The organism is Corynebacterium cystitidis (assembly GCF_900187295.1).
In the GTDB taxonomy this organism is placed as follows: domain Bacteria; phylum Actinomycetota; class Actinomycetes; order Mycobacteriales; family Mycobacteriaceae; genus Corynebacterium; species Corynebacterium cystitidis.
The window spans coordinates 1,489,871-1,505,474 of sequence record NZ_LT906473.1; the positions used below are offsets into that span (position 1 = coordinate 1,489,871).

18 protein-coding genes are annotated in these 15,604 nt (G+C 57.9%); 7 read left to right on the forward strand and 11 right to left on the reverse strand.

The window, feature by feature from the left end; translation table 11 throughout:
• Window positions 1-160: 160 nt before the first annotated feature.
• A complete protein-coding gene (locus tag CKV99_RS06945) occupies window positions 161-697 on the reverse strand; it encodes a general stress protein (protein ID WP_092256966.1) in 537 nt (178 codons plus the stop codon).
• A 102-nt stretch (window positions 698-799) separates the two neighbouring features.
• Here CKV99_RS06945 and CKV99_RS06950 point away from each other — a divergent pair, with 102 nt between their 5' ends.
• From CKV99_RS06950 to CKV99_RS06960, 3 genes are read left to right on the forward strand one after another with little or no spacing between them, the layout of a single operon-like run.
• The gene (locus CKV99_RS06950; protein ID WP_092256964.1) at window positions 800-2,089 is read left to right on the forward strand and encodes a magnesium transporter MgtE N-terminal domain-containing protein; all 1,290 of its coding nucleotides are present in this window, start codon (window positions 800-802) and stop codon (window positions 2,087-2,089) included.
• Window positions 2,082-2,651: a DUF1003 domain-containing protein gene (locus CKV99_RS06955; protein ID WP_092256961.1), complete on the forward strand. Its 570-nt coding sequence runs from the start codon at window positions 2,082-2,084 to the stop codon at window positions 2,649-2,651. The genes CKV99_RS06950 and CKV99_RS06955 overlap by 8 nt, the downstream gene beginning before the upstream one ends.
• A gap of 49 nt (window positions 2,652-2,700) precedes the next feature.
• The gene (locus tag CKV99_RS06960; protein ID WP_092256955.1) at window positions 2,701-3,834 is read left to right on the forward strand and encodes an Mrp/NBP35 family ATP-binding protein; all 1,134 of its coding nucleotides are present in this window, start codon (window positions 2,701-2,703) and stop codon (window positions 3,832-3,834) included.
• A gap of 53 nt (window positions 3,835-3,887) precedes the next feature.
• Here CKV99_RS06960 and CKV99_RS06965 read toward each other — a convergent pair whose 3' ends face one another.
• From CKV99_RS06965 to sigE, 3 genes are all read right to left on the reverse strand, one after another.
• Window positions 3,888-4,367 (reverse strand): Sec-independent protein translocase family protein, encoded by a 480-nt coding sequence (locus CKV99_RS06965; protein ID WP_092256952.1) that lies wholly within the window; start codon window positions 4,365-4,367, stop codon window positions 3,888-3,890.
• Window positions 4,368-4,431: 64 nt separating this feature from the next.
• Entirely contained in the window at window positions 4,432-4,824 is a 393-nt protein-coding gene (locus CKV99_RS06970; protein ID WP_231910210.1) for an anti-sigma factor family protein, read from the reverse strand.
• 69 nt (window positions 4,825-4,893) lie between these two features.
• Window positions 4,894-5,547 (reverse strand): RNA polymerase sigma factor SigE, encoded by a 654-nt coding sequence (gene sigE, locus CKV99_RS06975; protein ID WP_092257346.1) that lies wholly within the window; start codon window positions 5,545-5,547, stop codon window positions 4,894-4,896.
• Between the two features lie 131 nt (window positions 5,548-5,678).
• Here sigE and CKV99_RS06980 point away from each other — a divergent pair, with 131 nt between their 5' ends.
• A complete protein-coding gene (locus tag CKV99_RS06980; protein ID WP_092256947.1) occupies window positions 5,679-6,326 on the forward strand; it encodes an O-methyltransferase in 648 nt (215 codons plus the stop codon).
• Between the two features lie 95 nt (window positions 6,327-6,421).
• Here the strand turns inward: CKV99_RS06980 and glgC are convergent, their stop codons facing one another.
• Complete coding sequence (gene glgC / locus CKV99_RS06985) at window positions 6,422-7,648, reverse strand: glucose-1-phosphate adenylyltransferase (protein ID WP_373369977.1); 1,227 nt, start codon at window positions 7,646-7,648, stop codon at window positions 6,422-6,424.
• Between the two features lie 231 nt (window positions 7,649-7,879).
• Between glgC and glgA the strand changes: the two genes are divergently transcribed.
• Complete coding sequence (gene glgA, locus CKV99_RS06990; protein WP_092256942.1) at window positions 7,880-9,034, forward strand: glycogen synthase; 1,155 nt, start codon at window positions 7,880-7,882, stop codon at window positions 9,032-9,034.
• Between the two features lie 30 nt (window positions 9,035-9,064).
• Window positions 9,065-10,453, forward strand: coding sequence for a GH32 C-terminal domain-containing protein (locus CKV99_RS06995; protein WP_092256939.1), 1,389 nt, complete (start codon window positions 9,065-9,067; stop codon window positions 10,451-10,453).
• A 6-nt stretch (window positions 10,454-10,459) separates the two neighbouring features.
• Here CKV99_RS06995 and CKV99_RS07000 read toward each other — a convergent pair whose 3' ends face one another.
• From CKV99_RS07000 to CKV99_RS07025, 6 genes are all read right to left on the reverse strand, one after another.
• Complete coding sequence (locus CKV99_RS07000; protein WP_092256936.1) at window positions 10,460-11,332, reverse strand: methyltransferase domain-containing protein; 873 nt, start codon at window positions 11,330-11,332, stop codon at window positions 10,460-10,462.
• Between the two features lie 68 nt (window positions 11,333-11,400).
• Window positions 11,401-11,568, reverse strand: a complete 168-nt coding sequence (locus CKV99_RS07005; protein ID WP_018580917.1) for a DUF3117 domain-containing protein — start codon at window positions 11,566-11,568, stop codon at window positions 11,401-11,403.
• A gap of 42 nt (window positions 11,569-11,610) precedes the next feature.
• A complete protein-coding gene (locus CKV99_RS07010; RefSeq protein WP_092256934.1) occupies window positions 11,611-11,907 on the reverse strand; it encodes a cell division protein DivIVA in 297 nt (98 codons plus the stop codon).
• 10 nt (window positions 11,908-11,917) lie between these two features.
• The gene (locus CKV99_RS07015) at window positions 11,918-12,724 is read right to left on the reverse strand and encodes a glucosyl-3-phosphoglycerate synthase (protein ID WP_092256931.1); all 807 of its coding nucleotides are present in this window, start codon (window positions 12,722-12,724) and stop codon (window positions 11,918-11,920) included.
• Window positions 12,721-13,545: a dihydropteroate synthase gene (gene folP, locus CKV99_RS07020; RefSeq protein ID WP_177178102.1), complete on the reverse strand. Its 825-nt coding sequence runs from the start codon at window positions 13,543-13,545 to the stop codon at window positions 12,721-12,723. Before folP ends, CKV99_RS07015 begins: the two co-directional genes overlap by 4 nt.
• A 22-nt stretch (window positions 13,546-13,567) precedes the next feature.
• Window positions 13,568-14,317 carry an LOG family protein gene (locus CKV99_RS07025; RefSeq protein ID WP_092257344.1) on the reverse strand — a complete coding sequence of 250 codons (750 nt, stop codon included), beginning with the start codon at window positions 14,315-14,317 and terminating at the stop codon, window positions 13,568-13,570.
• 273 nt (window positions 14,318-14,590) lie between these two features.
• On the opposite strand from CKV99_RS07025, the gene CKV99_RS07030 reads away from it, so the two are divergent.
• On the forward strand, window positions 14,591-15,520 hold the full coding sequence (locus CKV99_RS07030) for a succinyltransferase (RefSeq protein ID WP_092256925.1): 930 nt from the start codon (window positions 14,591-14,593) through the stop codon (window positions 15,518-15,520).
• The last annotated feature ends 84 nt before the right edge of the window (window positions 15,521-15,604 follow it).

The following is a 15,604-nucleotide window of genomic DNA, read 5'->3' on the forward strand; positions in this document are numbered from 1 at the left end:
CAGGCTGAAAACACTAACCCCGCGGCTACAACGGATGCGGTGGCTGTTGTTACACGTCGCCATGTGTGCCGTTCTTGTGTGCGTTGCTGCATGGTGGGCACTGATGCATCCTTTCGTCCGCGGGGAAAACTTCGGTCTAGAATAGACCAGAGTGTTGATCCTACCGGGTCTCGTCGGTGCGTGGCTCATCTACACCTGGTGCAGGCTGGTTTGCCTGCGGAGCTGCGCCCTGCATTCCGGCGATGAGGTCGCGTGCCTCTGCTGCACGCTGCGATGCGCACAGGACGTCATAACGGCCTGCAATGATCTGGGTGTGTGAGGAGAAGTCGCGCGCCCCACCAGTTGCGCCGTAGCTGATGGCTGCGAAGATCAGGCCGAAGATGGCACCCATAATGATGCCGGTGAGCAAAGGGGTCCAGAAACCAACGCTGAGGATGATCCAGAACAGGGCAAAGAACAGGCCCCAGAACGCGCCGGCAAGCGCACCTCCACCAAGCACACGCCCCCAGGTCAGGCGGCCGGTGATCTTTTCTACCTCCATGAGGTCCACACCGACGATAGCTAGGTCTTCAACGGGGAACTCACGGTCCGAAAGGTGGTCCACAGCAGCTTGAGCCTCAGCGTAGGTGTTGAAGCTCCCGACGGGCCAGCCTGCTGGTCGCTGACGAAGTTGACGAGCGTTTTGATTCATAGTCATTTTTAGAAAAATCCTCCAAAATATTTGAAAATTCTTAGGTACTTCCATTAAGACAACGGCTCAGCTGCAGAATTTGTTCCCCGCCCGTCTACACTATTTTTCATGAGTTCCATTACTCGTCTCTACGCTGGCCGGCTATCCGGTTTACAAGTCCGTGGCCCTGACTTCGAAGTGATTGGCCGTGTGCGAGATGTCGTCGTTACGCTCCGGCCTTACCCCCAGCCGTCGCGCGTGCTCGGCCTCGTAGTCGAGTTGGTGAACAAACGGCGGATTTTCCTCCCGATGCTGCGTGTGGCCTCCATCGACCCTGCAGATATCACGCTGGCGACAGGGTCGGTGTCGATGCGCACGTTCCGGGTGCGCGCAGGTGAGCAGACGATCCTCGGCGATGTCATCGGTACCCGCATCTACACCAATGACCCTGATTTCAAAGAGCTCCACGGCAAAGCCTGTGAGGTAGCAGATCTGGAAATCGAACGGACACGCACCCGCGATTGGATTGTCTCTAAAGCAGCGGTCTTCACCGATCGGCCGAAGTTTGGGCGTTCTCCACAGCTCCACACTGTGCCGTGGGCCTCGGTGGAGGGGTTAGTCCCCAGCAGCACGGTGTCTGAGCAGCAGGTGGCCGAGCACATCGCCATGTTTGATGATATGCGCCCCGCGGACGTGGCAAATTATTTGTCGGATCTGCCTGAAACAACTCGGCATTCGCTAGCGCGCGAGCTTGACGACGAGCGCCTGGCGGACGTAGTCCAGGAGCTTCCCGAAGACGACCAAAAATCACTGCTCGAAGAAATGGACATTGAACGCGCTGCGGACGTTCTGGAAGAGATGGACCCAGACGACGCTGCCGATATTCTCCAAGAACTCGACGATTCCAAGGCCGAGGTTCTCCTTGAGCTGATGGATCCGGAAGAGTCTGCACCCGTGCGCCGCTTGATGAGTTTCTCCCCGGAAACAGTAGGAGCGCTCATGACTCCGGAGCCGCTCGTCCTAACCCCACAAACCACGGTGGCCGAAGCACTGGCCTTGGCGCGTGACCCTGACCTGACCACCGCCTTATCATCGTTAGTGTTCGTCGTGCGCCCTCCCACTGCCACCCCGACGGGACGTTACTTGGGCTGTGTGCATCTTCAGAAATTGCTACGCGAACCGCCCTCCACGTTGATCGGTGGCATCCTTGACCCCGACCTTCCGCAGCTGTACGCGGATGATTCTGAGGAGACCGCCGCCCGCTACTTTGCTACCTATAACCTGGTGTGCGGGCCGGTGCTTGACGACGACGGCCACCTTCTTGGTGCCGTCAGCGTTGATGACCTGTTAGACCATTTGCTGCCTGAAAACTGGCGCGAAGACGACCTGCGACCACAGCGAGGTGCAACACGTGGCTGAGTACAACCGTTCTGATCTGGAAACGCCGGTGGGCGCTAAGCGTCGCCGCCTGATTCGCCTCGACGACGAAACCATCGGTGCCGCAGCGGAAAAAGTGGCTCGCTTCTTCGGCACAGGCCGCTATTTGATGTGGCAGACCGTGGTGGTGGTGCTGTGGATTGCGTTGAATATCGGCGGGTTCTGGTGGCAGTGGGACCCTTATCCCTTTATCTTGCTTAATCTGGCATTTTCTACGCAGGCGGCGTACTCCGCGCCACTGATTCTGCTGGCGCAGAACCGCCAGGAAGACCGCGACAAGGTGACTCTTGCTGCTGACCGTCGCCGGGATGAGCAAACGAAGGCTGATACCGAGTTCCTTGCCCGCGAGCTAGCCAGCGTGCGCCTGGCGATGGGCGACATGGTCTCCCGCGACTACCTGCGCCACGAACTTGATGATGTGAAAGGGCTCCTCGAGCGGATCGAGGCCAAGTTGGACGATGCCGCCGCGAAAGACAATGAAAGCTACCACGATCTAGCCGAACCTATTCAGGGCGATCTGAATGCGAAACCCACGGACCGCTAAATCTTCAGGTGTTTGTGTCTCCAGCTCTGCCCTATACTGAAGGACAACAATGACTGCTTTGACTGAATCCGCTGTCCGCAGCGCGCTCTCCCGCGTAGAGGATCCCGAAATTGGCAAGCCGATCACCGAGCTGGACATGGTCAATTCCATCCAGATTGATGGCAACCATGTCTCCGTCGAGGTGTTGCTCACCATCGCCGGCTGCCCGATGCGCAACACGATCGAATCCAACACACGTGCAGTGTTAGAAGACCTCGAAGGTGTAGGTGAGGTCACCGTCACCATGGGTGCGATGACCGATGAACAGCGCAAGGCCTTGCGACAGCGGCTACGTGGCGATATTACTGAGCCTGTTATCCCGTTTGCACAGCCTGGGTCTACTACCCGTGTGTTTGCAGTAGCGTCTGGCAAAGGCGGCGTTGGCAAGTCCTCCATGACCGCGAACCTCGCTGTGTCCATGGCCAATCAGGGCTTGAAGGTTGGCATCGTGGATGCTGATATTTACGGCCACTCCATTCCCGGACTCATGGGCTCGGTTGGGCAGAACCCCACCATGGTCGAGGATATGATCATGCCCCCGATCGCCCACGACGTGAAGCACATTTCTATCGGACAGTTTGTCGAGGGCAACTCCCCTGTGGTGTGGCGTGGCCCGATGCTGCACCGCGCACTCCAACAGTTCCTCGCTGACGTTTTCTGGGGTGACCTCGATGTGCTGTTCATGGACCTGCCACCAGGAACCGGTGACGTAGCTATTTCCGTGGCTCAGCTAGTTCCCAACGCGGAACTGCTGATTGTCACCACCCCGCAAGCGGCGGCGGCAGAGGTAGCTGAGCGTGCCGGCTCCATCTCGCAGCAGACCCGCCAGCGTGTCACCGGCGTGATCGAAAATATGTCAGCAATGGTGATGCCGGACGGCAGCCTCGTGGACGTGTTTGGCCAAGGCGGTGGCCAGAAAGTTGCGGATCGCCTCACTGCCCTGACCGGTGGAGAAGTACCACTGCTCGGCTCCATTCCGTTGGATCCGCAGCTGCGCGTACAAGGCGACGAGGGCACCCCCGTGGTGTTGTCCCACCCCACCAGTGAGGCTGCGAAAGCGATCAACCACATCGTCGAGAAGCTCATCGTGCGCAAAGATTCACTGGCGGGTAAATCTCTGAACCTGGGTGTGGCAGGTCGCTAGCGCGTTTCGACGGCCGGGCCGGCAACCTCAACGGCGCAACTTTTAGGTGATATCTAGGTAATATCTTCCCAGGAGAATCCGCCACCAGTGGAATAATCGCCTTTATCGTCTTTCTTGCCATCGCTAGCAGTGGTGGAGTCGCCCGTGCGGTGGTTGTCGCGTGCTGCACGGCGCAGCTTATTCTGGCTCGCAGTTCCCGAACCAGTGTGATCCTCCGGATCGTCTTCCATCATTTTTTTCGGATCGAACTGGTCTAAGTAGTCCTCGTTTTCATCGAACAACACTTTCGCCACGGCCCGCTTCGGACCCATCGCGGCGTACTGGGAGACAGTGTTCAAAGGCTTGCGTAACTCTTCAAAGTCCTCGCCGAAATCGTCGTTAAGCTCGGCCTTAGCGTTATTAATGGCTTTGCGGGCGGCGTAGATCGCAGCCTTGATATCTTCGATTACTCCTGGCAGCTTTTCCGGACCAATGATAACGAAGCCAATAATGATGATGAAGAAAATCTCCATCCAGCCGATACTGTCAAACACACGTCCACCTTAATACGATCCGGGCGCACTGTCTCATTTAGTGACTCGCTCCGATCGTAGCCCATTAGCCTCGACGAAACAGCGAACGCATTCCGTTCTCAAGCCCCTCACGTGCCTGATCAACAGGTGAGTGCAACGGCTGATTGCGTGCCTGCTGGGCCTCCGGGTCCAAAGCAATCTGCGCCAGCCGCTCCACCAAGCCACGGGGTGCGCGCACACCCTCCTCCACATTGGATCCGCGCACGATTTCCGCGGCGGAACGCTGCGTATGCACTTCCTCGCGGCATTGCGGGCAATGCACTATATGGACGCGGACGCGGTGCTGGGCAGCCTCGGACATTTCGCCGTCCACAAATGCGGTTACCGCTTCAGGGCTGAGATGGTCAATTGAGCTGATCTCTAAACGCAGGCGTCGCCGCAAAGAACGGCGCATCGGAACGGGTTTCTTAGCCGTCACGTCGACCTCCTCCTGCCTGCTTCTTTCCAGCTACTTCCATCTACATCTAGCTACTTTGGATACGCCTTCTTAGCGCGTGCGCAGCAAAATCTGTACTTCTTCGTCCTCTACTGCCTGGGCCTCCAGGAACTTACGTAACTGGGTACGTCCACGGTGGATGCGCGAGCGGACCGTACCCATCTTCACTCCGAGCGTCTCAGCAATTTCTTCGTAGCTCATGCCCACAACATCACAGAGGACCACTGCCACGCGGAAGTCAGGGCCCATCTGGTCCAAAGCTTCTTGCAACGCCGGGTCCAAATTAGACACAGTGTAGGCCTGTTCGGGAGTCATATCTGTTCCAGGCACACGCTCGTAATCCTCAGGAAGCGCTTCCATCCGAATTTTGTTGCGATGACGCACCATGTCAAGAAACAGATTGGTGGTAATGCGATGCAGCCACCCTTCAAATGTGCCGGGCTGGTAGTTCTTCAGACTCCGGAAGACACGCATGAAAGTTTCTTGGGTGAGATCTTCCGCATCGTGCTGATTACCCGACAAGCGGAACGCGAGGCGGTACACACTATCGGCGTGCTGGGAGACGAGCTCGGCCCACGATGGCATCTCGCCTAGCCCCGCATCAAACGCGGCGGTGCCCTCCAATACTTCTCCCGCATCAGCTTCCGCCGCAACGTCATCGTGGAATACCGAAGTTTCGGTTACGGCAGTGTCATCATCGCGCATGGTTACCATTTTGACTGATTTCATTGCCAAACACCAATGTTTGTTCTTATATATTCCTGTGAACCCGCTATTTGGGGGCTTTTCACCGTGGCTCCCCCACCAGGGACCTAAACACCCTAGACTTAAAGCTTGTGAGTAATACTGCATTTAGTGCCATCCAAAGCTATATCGAGTCGCGGACTGACTTGCCCGAATCGCTAACAGTCGCGCGTGACGATGCCGCCGAGTACAGCTTAAGCATTCCTGACGACTCCACCGGACGGCTGCTCACTACGTTAACTGCAGCCTCAGCACATCCTGATTCCGCTGGAGCGGTGGCCATCACCCCAGCAGCCGCAGTAGTGGGCCTGTACATTCTGGCAGGGCTGGAAGGAAAAACCACTGTTACCTGCATCGACCCTGAGGCGGATTATCAAAATCGCGCTAAAGCAACTTTCCGCGAGGCCGGGTACCCTTCGTCGCGGGCCCGATTTCTGCCGTCTCGGCCGTCTGATGTGATCTCGCGGCTTGCCGCAGGCTCGTACCAGTTGGTCTATGTAGATGCCCCTAGCGTGGAGTTACCAACCTTGGTGCCGGAAGCGTACACACTGCTTACACCTGGCGGGACACTGGTGATTCCGGATGCGTTGCTCGATGGCACGCTTGCCGACGAAACCCGCCGCGACCGCGATACCGAAGCTGCCCGTGAAGTCGATCAGTTAGTGGAAGCTTTTGACCAGGCTATTGTCACTCGCCTGCCTCTGGGGGCCGGTTTAACTTTGGTGACGCGCAAGGCTTAAGTGCGCAAAAACATCCAGCTACGCAGCGTGACGGCCCGCTTTCCTTTTCTTGGAGAAGGAAAGCGGGCCGTTGTCGTCGTCAAGCGCGGTGTTTGTTAAACAACTTCGTTCTTGCCCACTACCACAACGCCTCCCGGCGAAATCTTGAAGCGCGCCTCATCGCGTGCATTGTCGACGCCGATGATCTCACCGTCAGAAACATACACGTTCTTGTCAAGGATTGCGTGGCGAACAACCGCACCTCGTCCAACTCGGACACCTGGTAGCAGCACCGATCCTTCAACGGTTGCGCCTTCTTCCACGTGAACATCAGTGGAGACAACAGAGTTACGCACCGTCGCACCAGAAATGATCGATCCTGGGGCAACCATCGACGACTGGGCAATGCCGCCTTGGACGAACTTCGCCGGTGGCAGGTTGCCGTCTTCGGTGGAGTGAATTGGCCAGGACTTGTTGTAGAGGTTGAACACTGGGTGGACCGAAATCAGGTCCATATGTGCCTCGTAGAACGAGTCGATGGTACCAACGTCACGCCAATACCCCTTGTCACGCTCGGTTGCGCCTGGGACTTCGTTCTTGGAAAAGTCATAGACGTTGGCTTCACCTTTACTGACGAAATATGGGATGATGTCGCCGCCCATATCGTGTTCAGACTCGTCATTCTGCTCGTCTTCCAGCAGAGCCTGCACAAGAGCTTCGGTGGAGAAGATGTAATTACCCATCGATGCAAATGCGGCGTTTGGATCATCCGGGGTTCCCGGTGGGTCCGCTGGCTTCTCCAGGAACTCAGTGATGGTGCCATCGTCATCAGCCTGGATAACACCAAAAGCGGTCGCCTCCTCACGAGGAACGCGGATCCCAGCCACCGTTGCTTGCTTGCCGGAAGCAATGTGGTCGTCGAGCATTTGGCCCGGGTCCATGCGGTAGACGTGGTCTGCACCGAAGACGATGACGTAGTCAGGCTTCTCGTCGTAGATCAGGTTGAGGGACTGCACGATCGCATCGGCCGAGCCGTTGTACCAGCGCTTACCGCGCCGCTGCTGGGCAGGCACGGAGGCAATGTACTGCGGAGTTGGGCCCGAGACGTTCCACGCGGTTGCGATATGGCGGTCCAACGAGTGGGACTTGTACTGGGTAAGCACCGCGATCTTGAGAAAGCCGGCGTTCACGAGGTTGGACAACACGAAGTCGATGAGACGGTAGTTGCCACCAAACGGAACGGCGGGCTTTGCTCGGTCAGCGGTTAGGGGGTAAAGGCGCTTGCCTTCACCACCGGCTAGGACAATGGCTAGAACATTTGACTTGGACTTCACACTATCAATCCTATTGATTTCCGCGACTCTTTGCAGGGCGAATGTGCGTCGCATACCAAACCATCCCACTTTTGTGGGATGTTTCACCCTTCGCGCCTATTGTAACCTGCATCTATCCTGGCGCGCTACTGATCGATTGGAAAAAACATCTCCGAATTTACCTAATCCCTATCGGGCGTCCTGTGACTCAAGAATGCTAAGCGCCTGCACTAATCACTTTTCACGACTACTCTCGAGGTCATGAGAGTCGGAATAATGACCAGAGAATATCCACCCGAGGTTTACGGCGGTGCCGGCGTCCATGTCACCGAACTGACCCGCTTCATGCGTGACATCGTTACTGTCGATGTCCACTGCATGGGTGAGCCACGCGACGCAGAAGGCGTATACGTCCACGGCGTTGACCCGGAACTGTCTGATGCCAACGGTGCGATCAAAACCCTATCTACTGGCCTGCGTATGGCGCACGCCGCGGACAACCTTGATGTTGTGCACTCCCACACGTGGTACGCCGGCCTTGGCGGCCACTTGGCTGGCAAATTGCATGGCATCCCCCATGTCGCTACGGCACACTCGCTCGAACCTGATCGCCCGTGGAAGCGTGAGCAGTTGGGCGGCGGCTACGACGTGTCATTGTGGTCTGAAAAGAATGCCATGGAGTACGCCGATGCTGTGATCGCTGTGTCCTCCGGCATGAAGGACGCGATCTTGCGAGCTTATCCGCGTATCGACGCAGACCGCGTTCACGTGGTGCTCAACGGGATCGACACCGAGACCTGGTTCCCTACCGCAGGCGATATCGCTGATGAGCTCGGCGTGGATAAGTCGAAGCCCATCGCAGCCTTTGTGGGTCGCATCACCCGCCAGAAGGGTGTGGAGCACCTCATCAAGGCTGCCAAGCACTTCGATGAGGACGTGCAGCTGGTGCTGTGTGCTGGAGCCCCGGATACTCCAGAGATCGCTGAGCGCACTCAGGCACTCGTCGAAGAGTTACAGAACACCCGTGACGGTGTCATTTGGGTCCAAGACATGCTGCCTGGAGATAAGATTCGCGAGGTGTACTCCATGGCTGACGTCTTTGTCTGCCCGTCGATTTATGAGCCCTTAGGTATCGTCAACTTGGAGGCTATGGCGTGTAGCACTGCGGTTGTCGCTTCTGATGTCGGTGGCATCCCCGAGGTGGTCGTCGACGGAGAAACCGGTACGCTGGTCCACTACGACGAGAACGATACCGAAACTTTCGAGCGCGACATCGCGGAGGCAGTTAACGCTATGGTGGCTGATCGTGAGAAGGCTGAAGCTTTCGGTAAGGCCGGCCTTGTCCGCGCTAAGGACAAGTTCTCGTGGGCGACAATCGCCCAGCAAACAGTAGACATCTACAAGTCCCTGATCTAGCCGCGCTCTAGCCAGGCGGAAAGGTATCTTTTGACTTCTTTACGTCCAGAACTGCACGTCACAGCGGAGGCTGGCATTCTCGAAGCCGCAGCTGGAATGTTGCGCGATGGTGATGACTGGCACATTTTCTACCAGTATCGGCCCAATCCTGATGAGGGCGCACGCTGGGGCCACCAAGTGTCCCAGGACAGCCCATTCGAGTGGGTTGAGTGCCCTGATGTCATCGCCCCTCGCGGTGGTGAGCTGAATACACTCGCAGGATCTGTTGTCCCCCACAACGGTGGTGCCGATTTATTCTTCACCTCGGTCACCGCCGCGGGCACCTCCATCCAGATTGCACATGCTGAAGAGGTTGGTTCGTTTACCGAAGTCACTGACGATCCTTTGGCGCTTGACCCGACGGTGCACCGCGCCGGCGTGGTTATTTCAGACACGAAGGACTACTCCCGGTTCCGCTCTCCGTGTGTGATTCCGGATTGGGAGTCGAACGATGATCGGGATCAGGGACACCAGGGCTGGCTGATGGTCACAAGTACTGGTGAACCGGAAGCACCTCGTCCGGTGGTCCTTGAGTCTCCTGACGGCAAAGATTGGAACCTTGTCGGAAAAGTTGATTTCCAGGGGGAATCCGGGCTCGACAACGATGCCATCATCGTGGCCCCGCGTATCATTCGACTGCGCGATGAGGTGGACGGGAAAATCTACGATGTTCTCTTGGCCACCCAGGAGTGCGATGGGCTGGACCGTTCGGGCTACCTCGTCGGACGCCTTGAGCGTAACGTCTTTACAGTGATTACCCCGTTCACACGAATTGACTCGGGCCACGATTTTACCCGTCCTCGTAACACCAACCTCACCCCGGGAACGGTAGCCGAGGAGAGCCGGTACGACTACGCCTACATCTTCGGCCTCTTCAACGGCGTGGGGCGTGGCGACGATGCCACCCAGCAGCGCACCTGGCAGGAAGAGGGCTGGGCTAACGCCTTGTCGCTTCCACGTGAGGTGAGCTTGCAAGGTGGCAAACTGTTCCAGACACCGGTGACTGGTTTGCCGGACGCTGTCGCCTCGTCGCGGCGGGCCCGCTTTTGGTCTGGGCTGTGCGATATACCAGTCGGTTCGTCAATCACTGTCGAGCTGATTGATTCCAGTGGCAAGACCGTGGCTACCATAACCCACTCCGGCGATGAGTTAACACTCGACCGCGGTTTCGATGAGCCTGCAGTCGCTGCGTTGCACGACGAAGACGAGGACAGCGTGTCTGTGCTCGTCGACGGCAACACCCTAGAGGTGTACGCAGGTGGCGGCGCTGTGGTGATGGCGAGCCGCGTCCGCGCCGAGTCGAAAGTGGTGGAGCTACGCGTTACCAAGGACGGCGATGCTGTGATCCACAGTGAGTGGAGCCGTCGCCCAGCCCCGTAACGTAAGTTAGTGGCCCGCTTTCTTCAGCCTGGTCACGTGCGCCCTGGCGGTAACAGTCATTGTTGCTGGCAGGGCGCTTAACCGTTGCTCCAGCTCAGCAGGCTCAATATGGCGGGCGGATGGGCTCATTCCCACCTGGGCTGCGATGGATGCCCGGTCTAGGTTCATCGGGAACTCCACTAACTCCGGATTTGCTACAACGTCGAGATGCCCGCGAGCTTGCTCAATCATGCGCTCGACTTTTCCGTCTTCGACAGACAGTATCCCCAGTGGCTGGCGCAGTTCGTCCAGGTGCCCACGGTCAGCGGTGAGCACGATCACTTCACCACCATCGGTGAGAACCCGCGCGAATTCTGCAGGGTTGCGTGGTGCAAACACCACCGTGATCGCGTCGATGCTGCCCGTACGCACAGGCAGCCCATCCCACACGTCAGCCACTACCGCCCCTACCCGCGGGTGGGATTTGGCAAGAAGTTTTGCCGCCGGGACCGAGATGTCCAGACCGATTCCTACTGCCCCCTCCACAGCGTCCAAGGTGTGTGCCAGGTAGTAACCGGTTCCTGCCCCTACCTCGAGTAGTGCTGGGCTGCGGTCGTCGTCGCCAAGCGCGGCGTCCAACACGTCGTGAACGGTGTCAGAAACTTTTTCGACGAAGGGTGCGAAGTGTCCCTGAGACAGGAATGTTTCGCGGGAAGCAACCATTGCGGCATCGTCGCCTTGATGTTTGAGGCCAGCACCTGGAGCCAGCGTGACATAGCCTTGACGTGCCACGTCATAGGAGTGTCCGGATTCGGAGACTAGGCGCGAAAAATCGTCCGCCCCAGTTAAACGGGTGCCATCGGAGGGATCTGCCAACAGGTGTGCAATATCAGAAAGCATGCCTGTGAGCCTACCCGCCCGAAGGACTACGGACGATATTCTTGAGTTTTTATGTGTTAGCTTGGGTTTTAGCCTGCAGCCTCGGTGAGAAGCGCGCCGAGTTCGGCTGCCTCTTCCTTGCTCATCTCCACTACCAGACGACCACCGCCGTCAGAGGGAATGCGCATCACAATTTTACGGGACTCTTCGACCGCTTCCATAGGACCATTACCGGTTCTTGGCTTCATTGCTGCCATAGGGACAGTCTCCTTCACTGCAAACGATTGACCCTACCCATTTTAGCCCTTTTTGTCGATTGTGGGTGTAAATCTTTCATCAGTGCTGGTTACCCGCTGATCCATCAGCATTTCGATGAGCGCGTCAACCTGGTCTTGCCGATAACCGCGAGGCACTACTTCCAGTTCAACGTCGTCGATCCGCCCGTCACGCACAGCCTGACGGTTGTTGGCGATCACACTCTGCGACTCTTCCATCGGCGGCAGGAGCTCCCCGCGCCCAAAAATCCGGCCAAACGTCCACGTGCCCACAACGATCAACGCGAGCACAACGATAATGAGCAGGATCCACGACAGCATGGTGCCTATCCTAGCGTGTTCCTAGCGTGTTCCACGCACTGCGCTGGCGCGGAGGTTCGACACTGTTAGGCAAGACCCCGGCACGGCCTAAAATTGTTCGTGTGACAAGGTCTGCCATGAGGGCAAGCTCACCTAGTGGTCGGTTGCGGTGCTGGCGCGACCCGATGGATGCCTGTGCTACTGCCTTGGAACCCCAGTGCTGCGCACAGTCGATCAGCAACCCGGCCTCCACCCCGTAACCTTCTACAAACGGTAACGCTAACGCAGAGCTGCGGCGAATCGCGTACTCTCCACCCAAAGGCTGGTTGATGTGTTTGATGTGCGGGAAGTACGTTCTCAGCAATGGTTTAGCGGTCAGTTCCGTTACGCGTCCTCCCCCAGTGGGTTGCCCGTGAAATGTGCGCGAATAGTCCGCTTTCACAAGGTGCACGCTGTCGTCGGCAAGCGGTGCTGACAGTTTCTGCACGATCGCCTCCGGTACGGCAGTCAGGTCCGCGTCGATAAATACCACTATCTCGCCGCGTGCGGCCACCACCCCACGCCAGAGGGCTTCCCCTTTCCCTGGCCGTGGTTCGATGTGGGGCGCGATTTCCCGCCAGCTGAGCACGCGGGCGCCCGCAGTCTGCGCGCGTGCGGCGGTGGAATCGGTGGAGTCGGAATCGATCACCAGAATTTCGCCAGGGCTTTCCGACGCCACGGCTTCTACCACTCCGCCGACAGTATCTTCTTCGTTAAGCGCGGGGATCACTACGCTTACGTGTTCCAAGTTGACATGATTTAGGCTTGCGGGCGGCTCAGCTGAAGCATCTTCTGTCATGCCAAACCCCTCGTGGTGTTGAGTGGTGCGATAGTGCCCTGGATAGCGGCCGTCATTCTGATCACATCGAGGGTCTCTTCAACCTCGTGAACCCGAAAGGCGGCGACTCCGCGCGCGGCGGACCATGCGGTAGCGGCAAGCGTCCCGGCGACGCGCTGCCCGACGCCGCGGTCTACAGTTTCACCCACGAAGTCTTTATTCGACAGCGCCATGAGTACCGGCCACCCAGTAGCGACAATCTCGTCGATGCGGCGCAACAACTCCAACCCGTGGAAGGTGTTCTTCCCAAAATCATGGGTAGGGTCGATGAAGATCGCCCGTTCAGGAACTCCTACATCCACCGCCCGCTGTGCTAAAGCCGTTGTTTCCGCAATCACGTCGGCTACTACGTCGTCGTAACGCACCCGGTGTGGACGCGTCCGGGGTGTCACACCACCAGTATGGGAGCACACGTATCCCACCCGGTGGGCCCCGGCGACTTCGACAAGCTCTGGATCCCAGCCTGCCCAAGTATCGTTGATCAAACTCGCCCCCGCCGCGATTGCGAGTTCGGCCACCTCCGCGCGCCACGTGTCAACCGAAATGGACAACTCGGGGTAGCGGGCGCGCACCTGTGCGATCAGTGGTACCACCCGGTCAGCCTCTTCAGCGGGGGTCACCGTGTCGCCTGGGCCAGCTTTCACCCCGCCCACGTCGACGATGGTGGCCCCCTGCGCGACAACCTCATCACAACGCGCCAAGGCCTGGTCTAGCCCCCACGTCTTCCCCTTGTCATAGAAAGAATCAGGAGTGCGATTAATAATGGCCATGACCTCAGCCATCCCTGTGACCATCCCTGTGTTTTTACTCACTGCGCTGGTTGCTGCGCTTTTCAGCATTCTTCGTGAGGCGTCCGTCCGTCATCACCTTGTGCTTATCGACGATGTACTGCACCGCCTCTTCGATGGAATCGGTAACGAGGAACAGGTCCGTGTCCCCCTCGGAGATCAGACCCCGGGCCGCCAATTGGTCTTTCATCCAGGCAACCAGACCCGACCAAAACTCAGTGCCCATCAGCACGATCGGGTAGTTGGTCACCTTGCCGGTCTGCACCATGCACAGCACCTCGAACAGCTCATCCATCGTGCCAAAACCACCTGGCAGCGTGATAAAAGCCTGGGAGTACTTCAAGAACATGGTCTTGCGCACGAAGAAGTAGCGGAAGTTCAGGCCAACATCAACCCAATCATTCAGTCGCTGCTCGTGTGGCAGCTCAATGCCCAGGCCGACGGAAAGGCCACCGGCCTCATGGGCCCCACGGTTCGGGCCCTCCATGAGACCTGGCCCACCACCGGTGATCACCGCATAGCCGGCCTCAACCAGTGCCTTGCCTACTTCGCGTGACTTCTCATACTCGGGGGTGCCTTCGTTCAGACGCGCCGAACCGAACACGGTGACAGCCTTCGGCATATCGGTCAGGGCATCAAAGCCTGCAACAAACTCTGACTGGATGCGCATAATGCGCCACGGATCGGCGTGCTTCCATTCGTGGTCGCTGCCTAGCTCCAGCAGTCGCTGGTCAAAGGTCGACCCCTCTGAATCGTCGTGGCGCATCAACAGCGGCCCACGTAGCAAACGCTTTTTGTCTGGAGACGGGTTGATCTCTGGTGCCACAGTGGATGCTCTTTTCTGTCTAGGGATGGTGTCTAGGGATGGTACTGAATGTCTTACTGACTTGGCGGATCTGGTCTACCGGGGTTTCCAGGCCCACAATTAACAGCCGGAATACCCAGACTAGAGAACCAAGCCACATCCGTCCATCCGAATTTGGCACGTGCCCAACGGCACGACATGCTGAATAAGGGCATAACCAGTACTGTTATGTATATGACTGTAGGAGCGTACGCAATCGGAATAGCCAATATCGCGATGGACGGCACCGTCTTGGATACTTGGTATCCAGAGCCCGAACTCATCGAAGGTGAAGCTGCCGAGGGTCTTGAATCCGGCACCCACCGCCTCGGTGCCAACCACTTGCCCGCCCGTCTTTTGCAACTGGTGCGCCTTGACCAGGATCGTATGGTTGAGCAGGTGGCGGTGCGGACCACAATCGCCGACTTGAACCAGCCTGCGATCGACGCCCATGACGTGTACCTGCGTTTGCATTTGTTGTCGCACCGTATCGTCCGCCCACTTGAGATGAACATGACTGACTTGCTGACCAACTTGGTGCCGGTCGTCTGGACTAACAAGGGCCCGTGCCTGCCGGATAATTTTGAATTTGTCCGTGCCGCTTTGCGGGCTCGTGGCTTGATCCACGTCTACGGCATCGAGCGCCTGCCCCGCATGGTGGACTACGTGGTGCCTTCAGGCGTATCCATCGCCGAGGCGGAGCGTGTGCGCCTGGGCGCTTACCTCGCCCCAGGCACGGCCGTGCTGCGCGAAGGGTATGTGTCGTTCAACGCGGGGTCGTTGGGCGCTTCTCGGATAGAGGGCCGATTGTCATCGTCGGTCGTTATCGATGAGGACACTGATGTTGGGCTTTCTTCGACGATTATGGCGCTGCGCAACAAGAGTAATAATCGCACTCCTTTGAAGATTGGGAAGAACTCGGTGATGCTGCCGTCGGCTGGACTGATTGGCGTGGAGATGGGTGACAATTGCGAGCTTGGTACCAACGTGATGCTGGAACGAGACACCGTCATTCACGATTTTCACTCTGGTGAAGACATAACCGCCCTCGATCTGTCGGGGCGTTCCAACTGGTCGGTGCGCACTGAGCCTGGCTTTGACACGCCGGTTGTGCGCTGGCGGTAGAGCAGCGCTTGACGACGATTACCTCCGCGGCTGTGTGGAGTGGTAGATACTGTGGCTGAGAAAGCTTTAGAAACCAAACCCCTC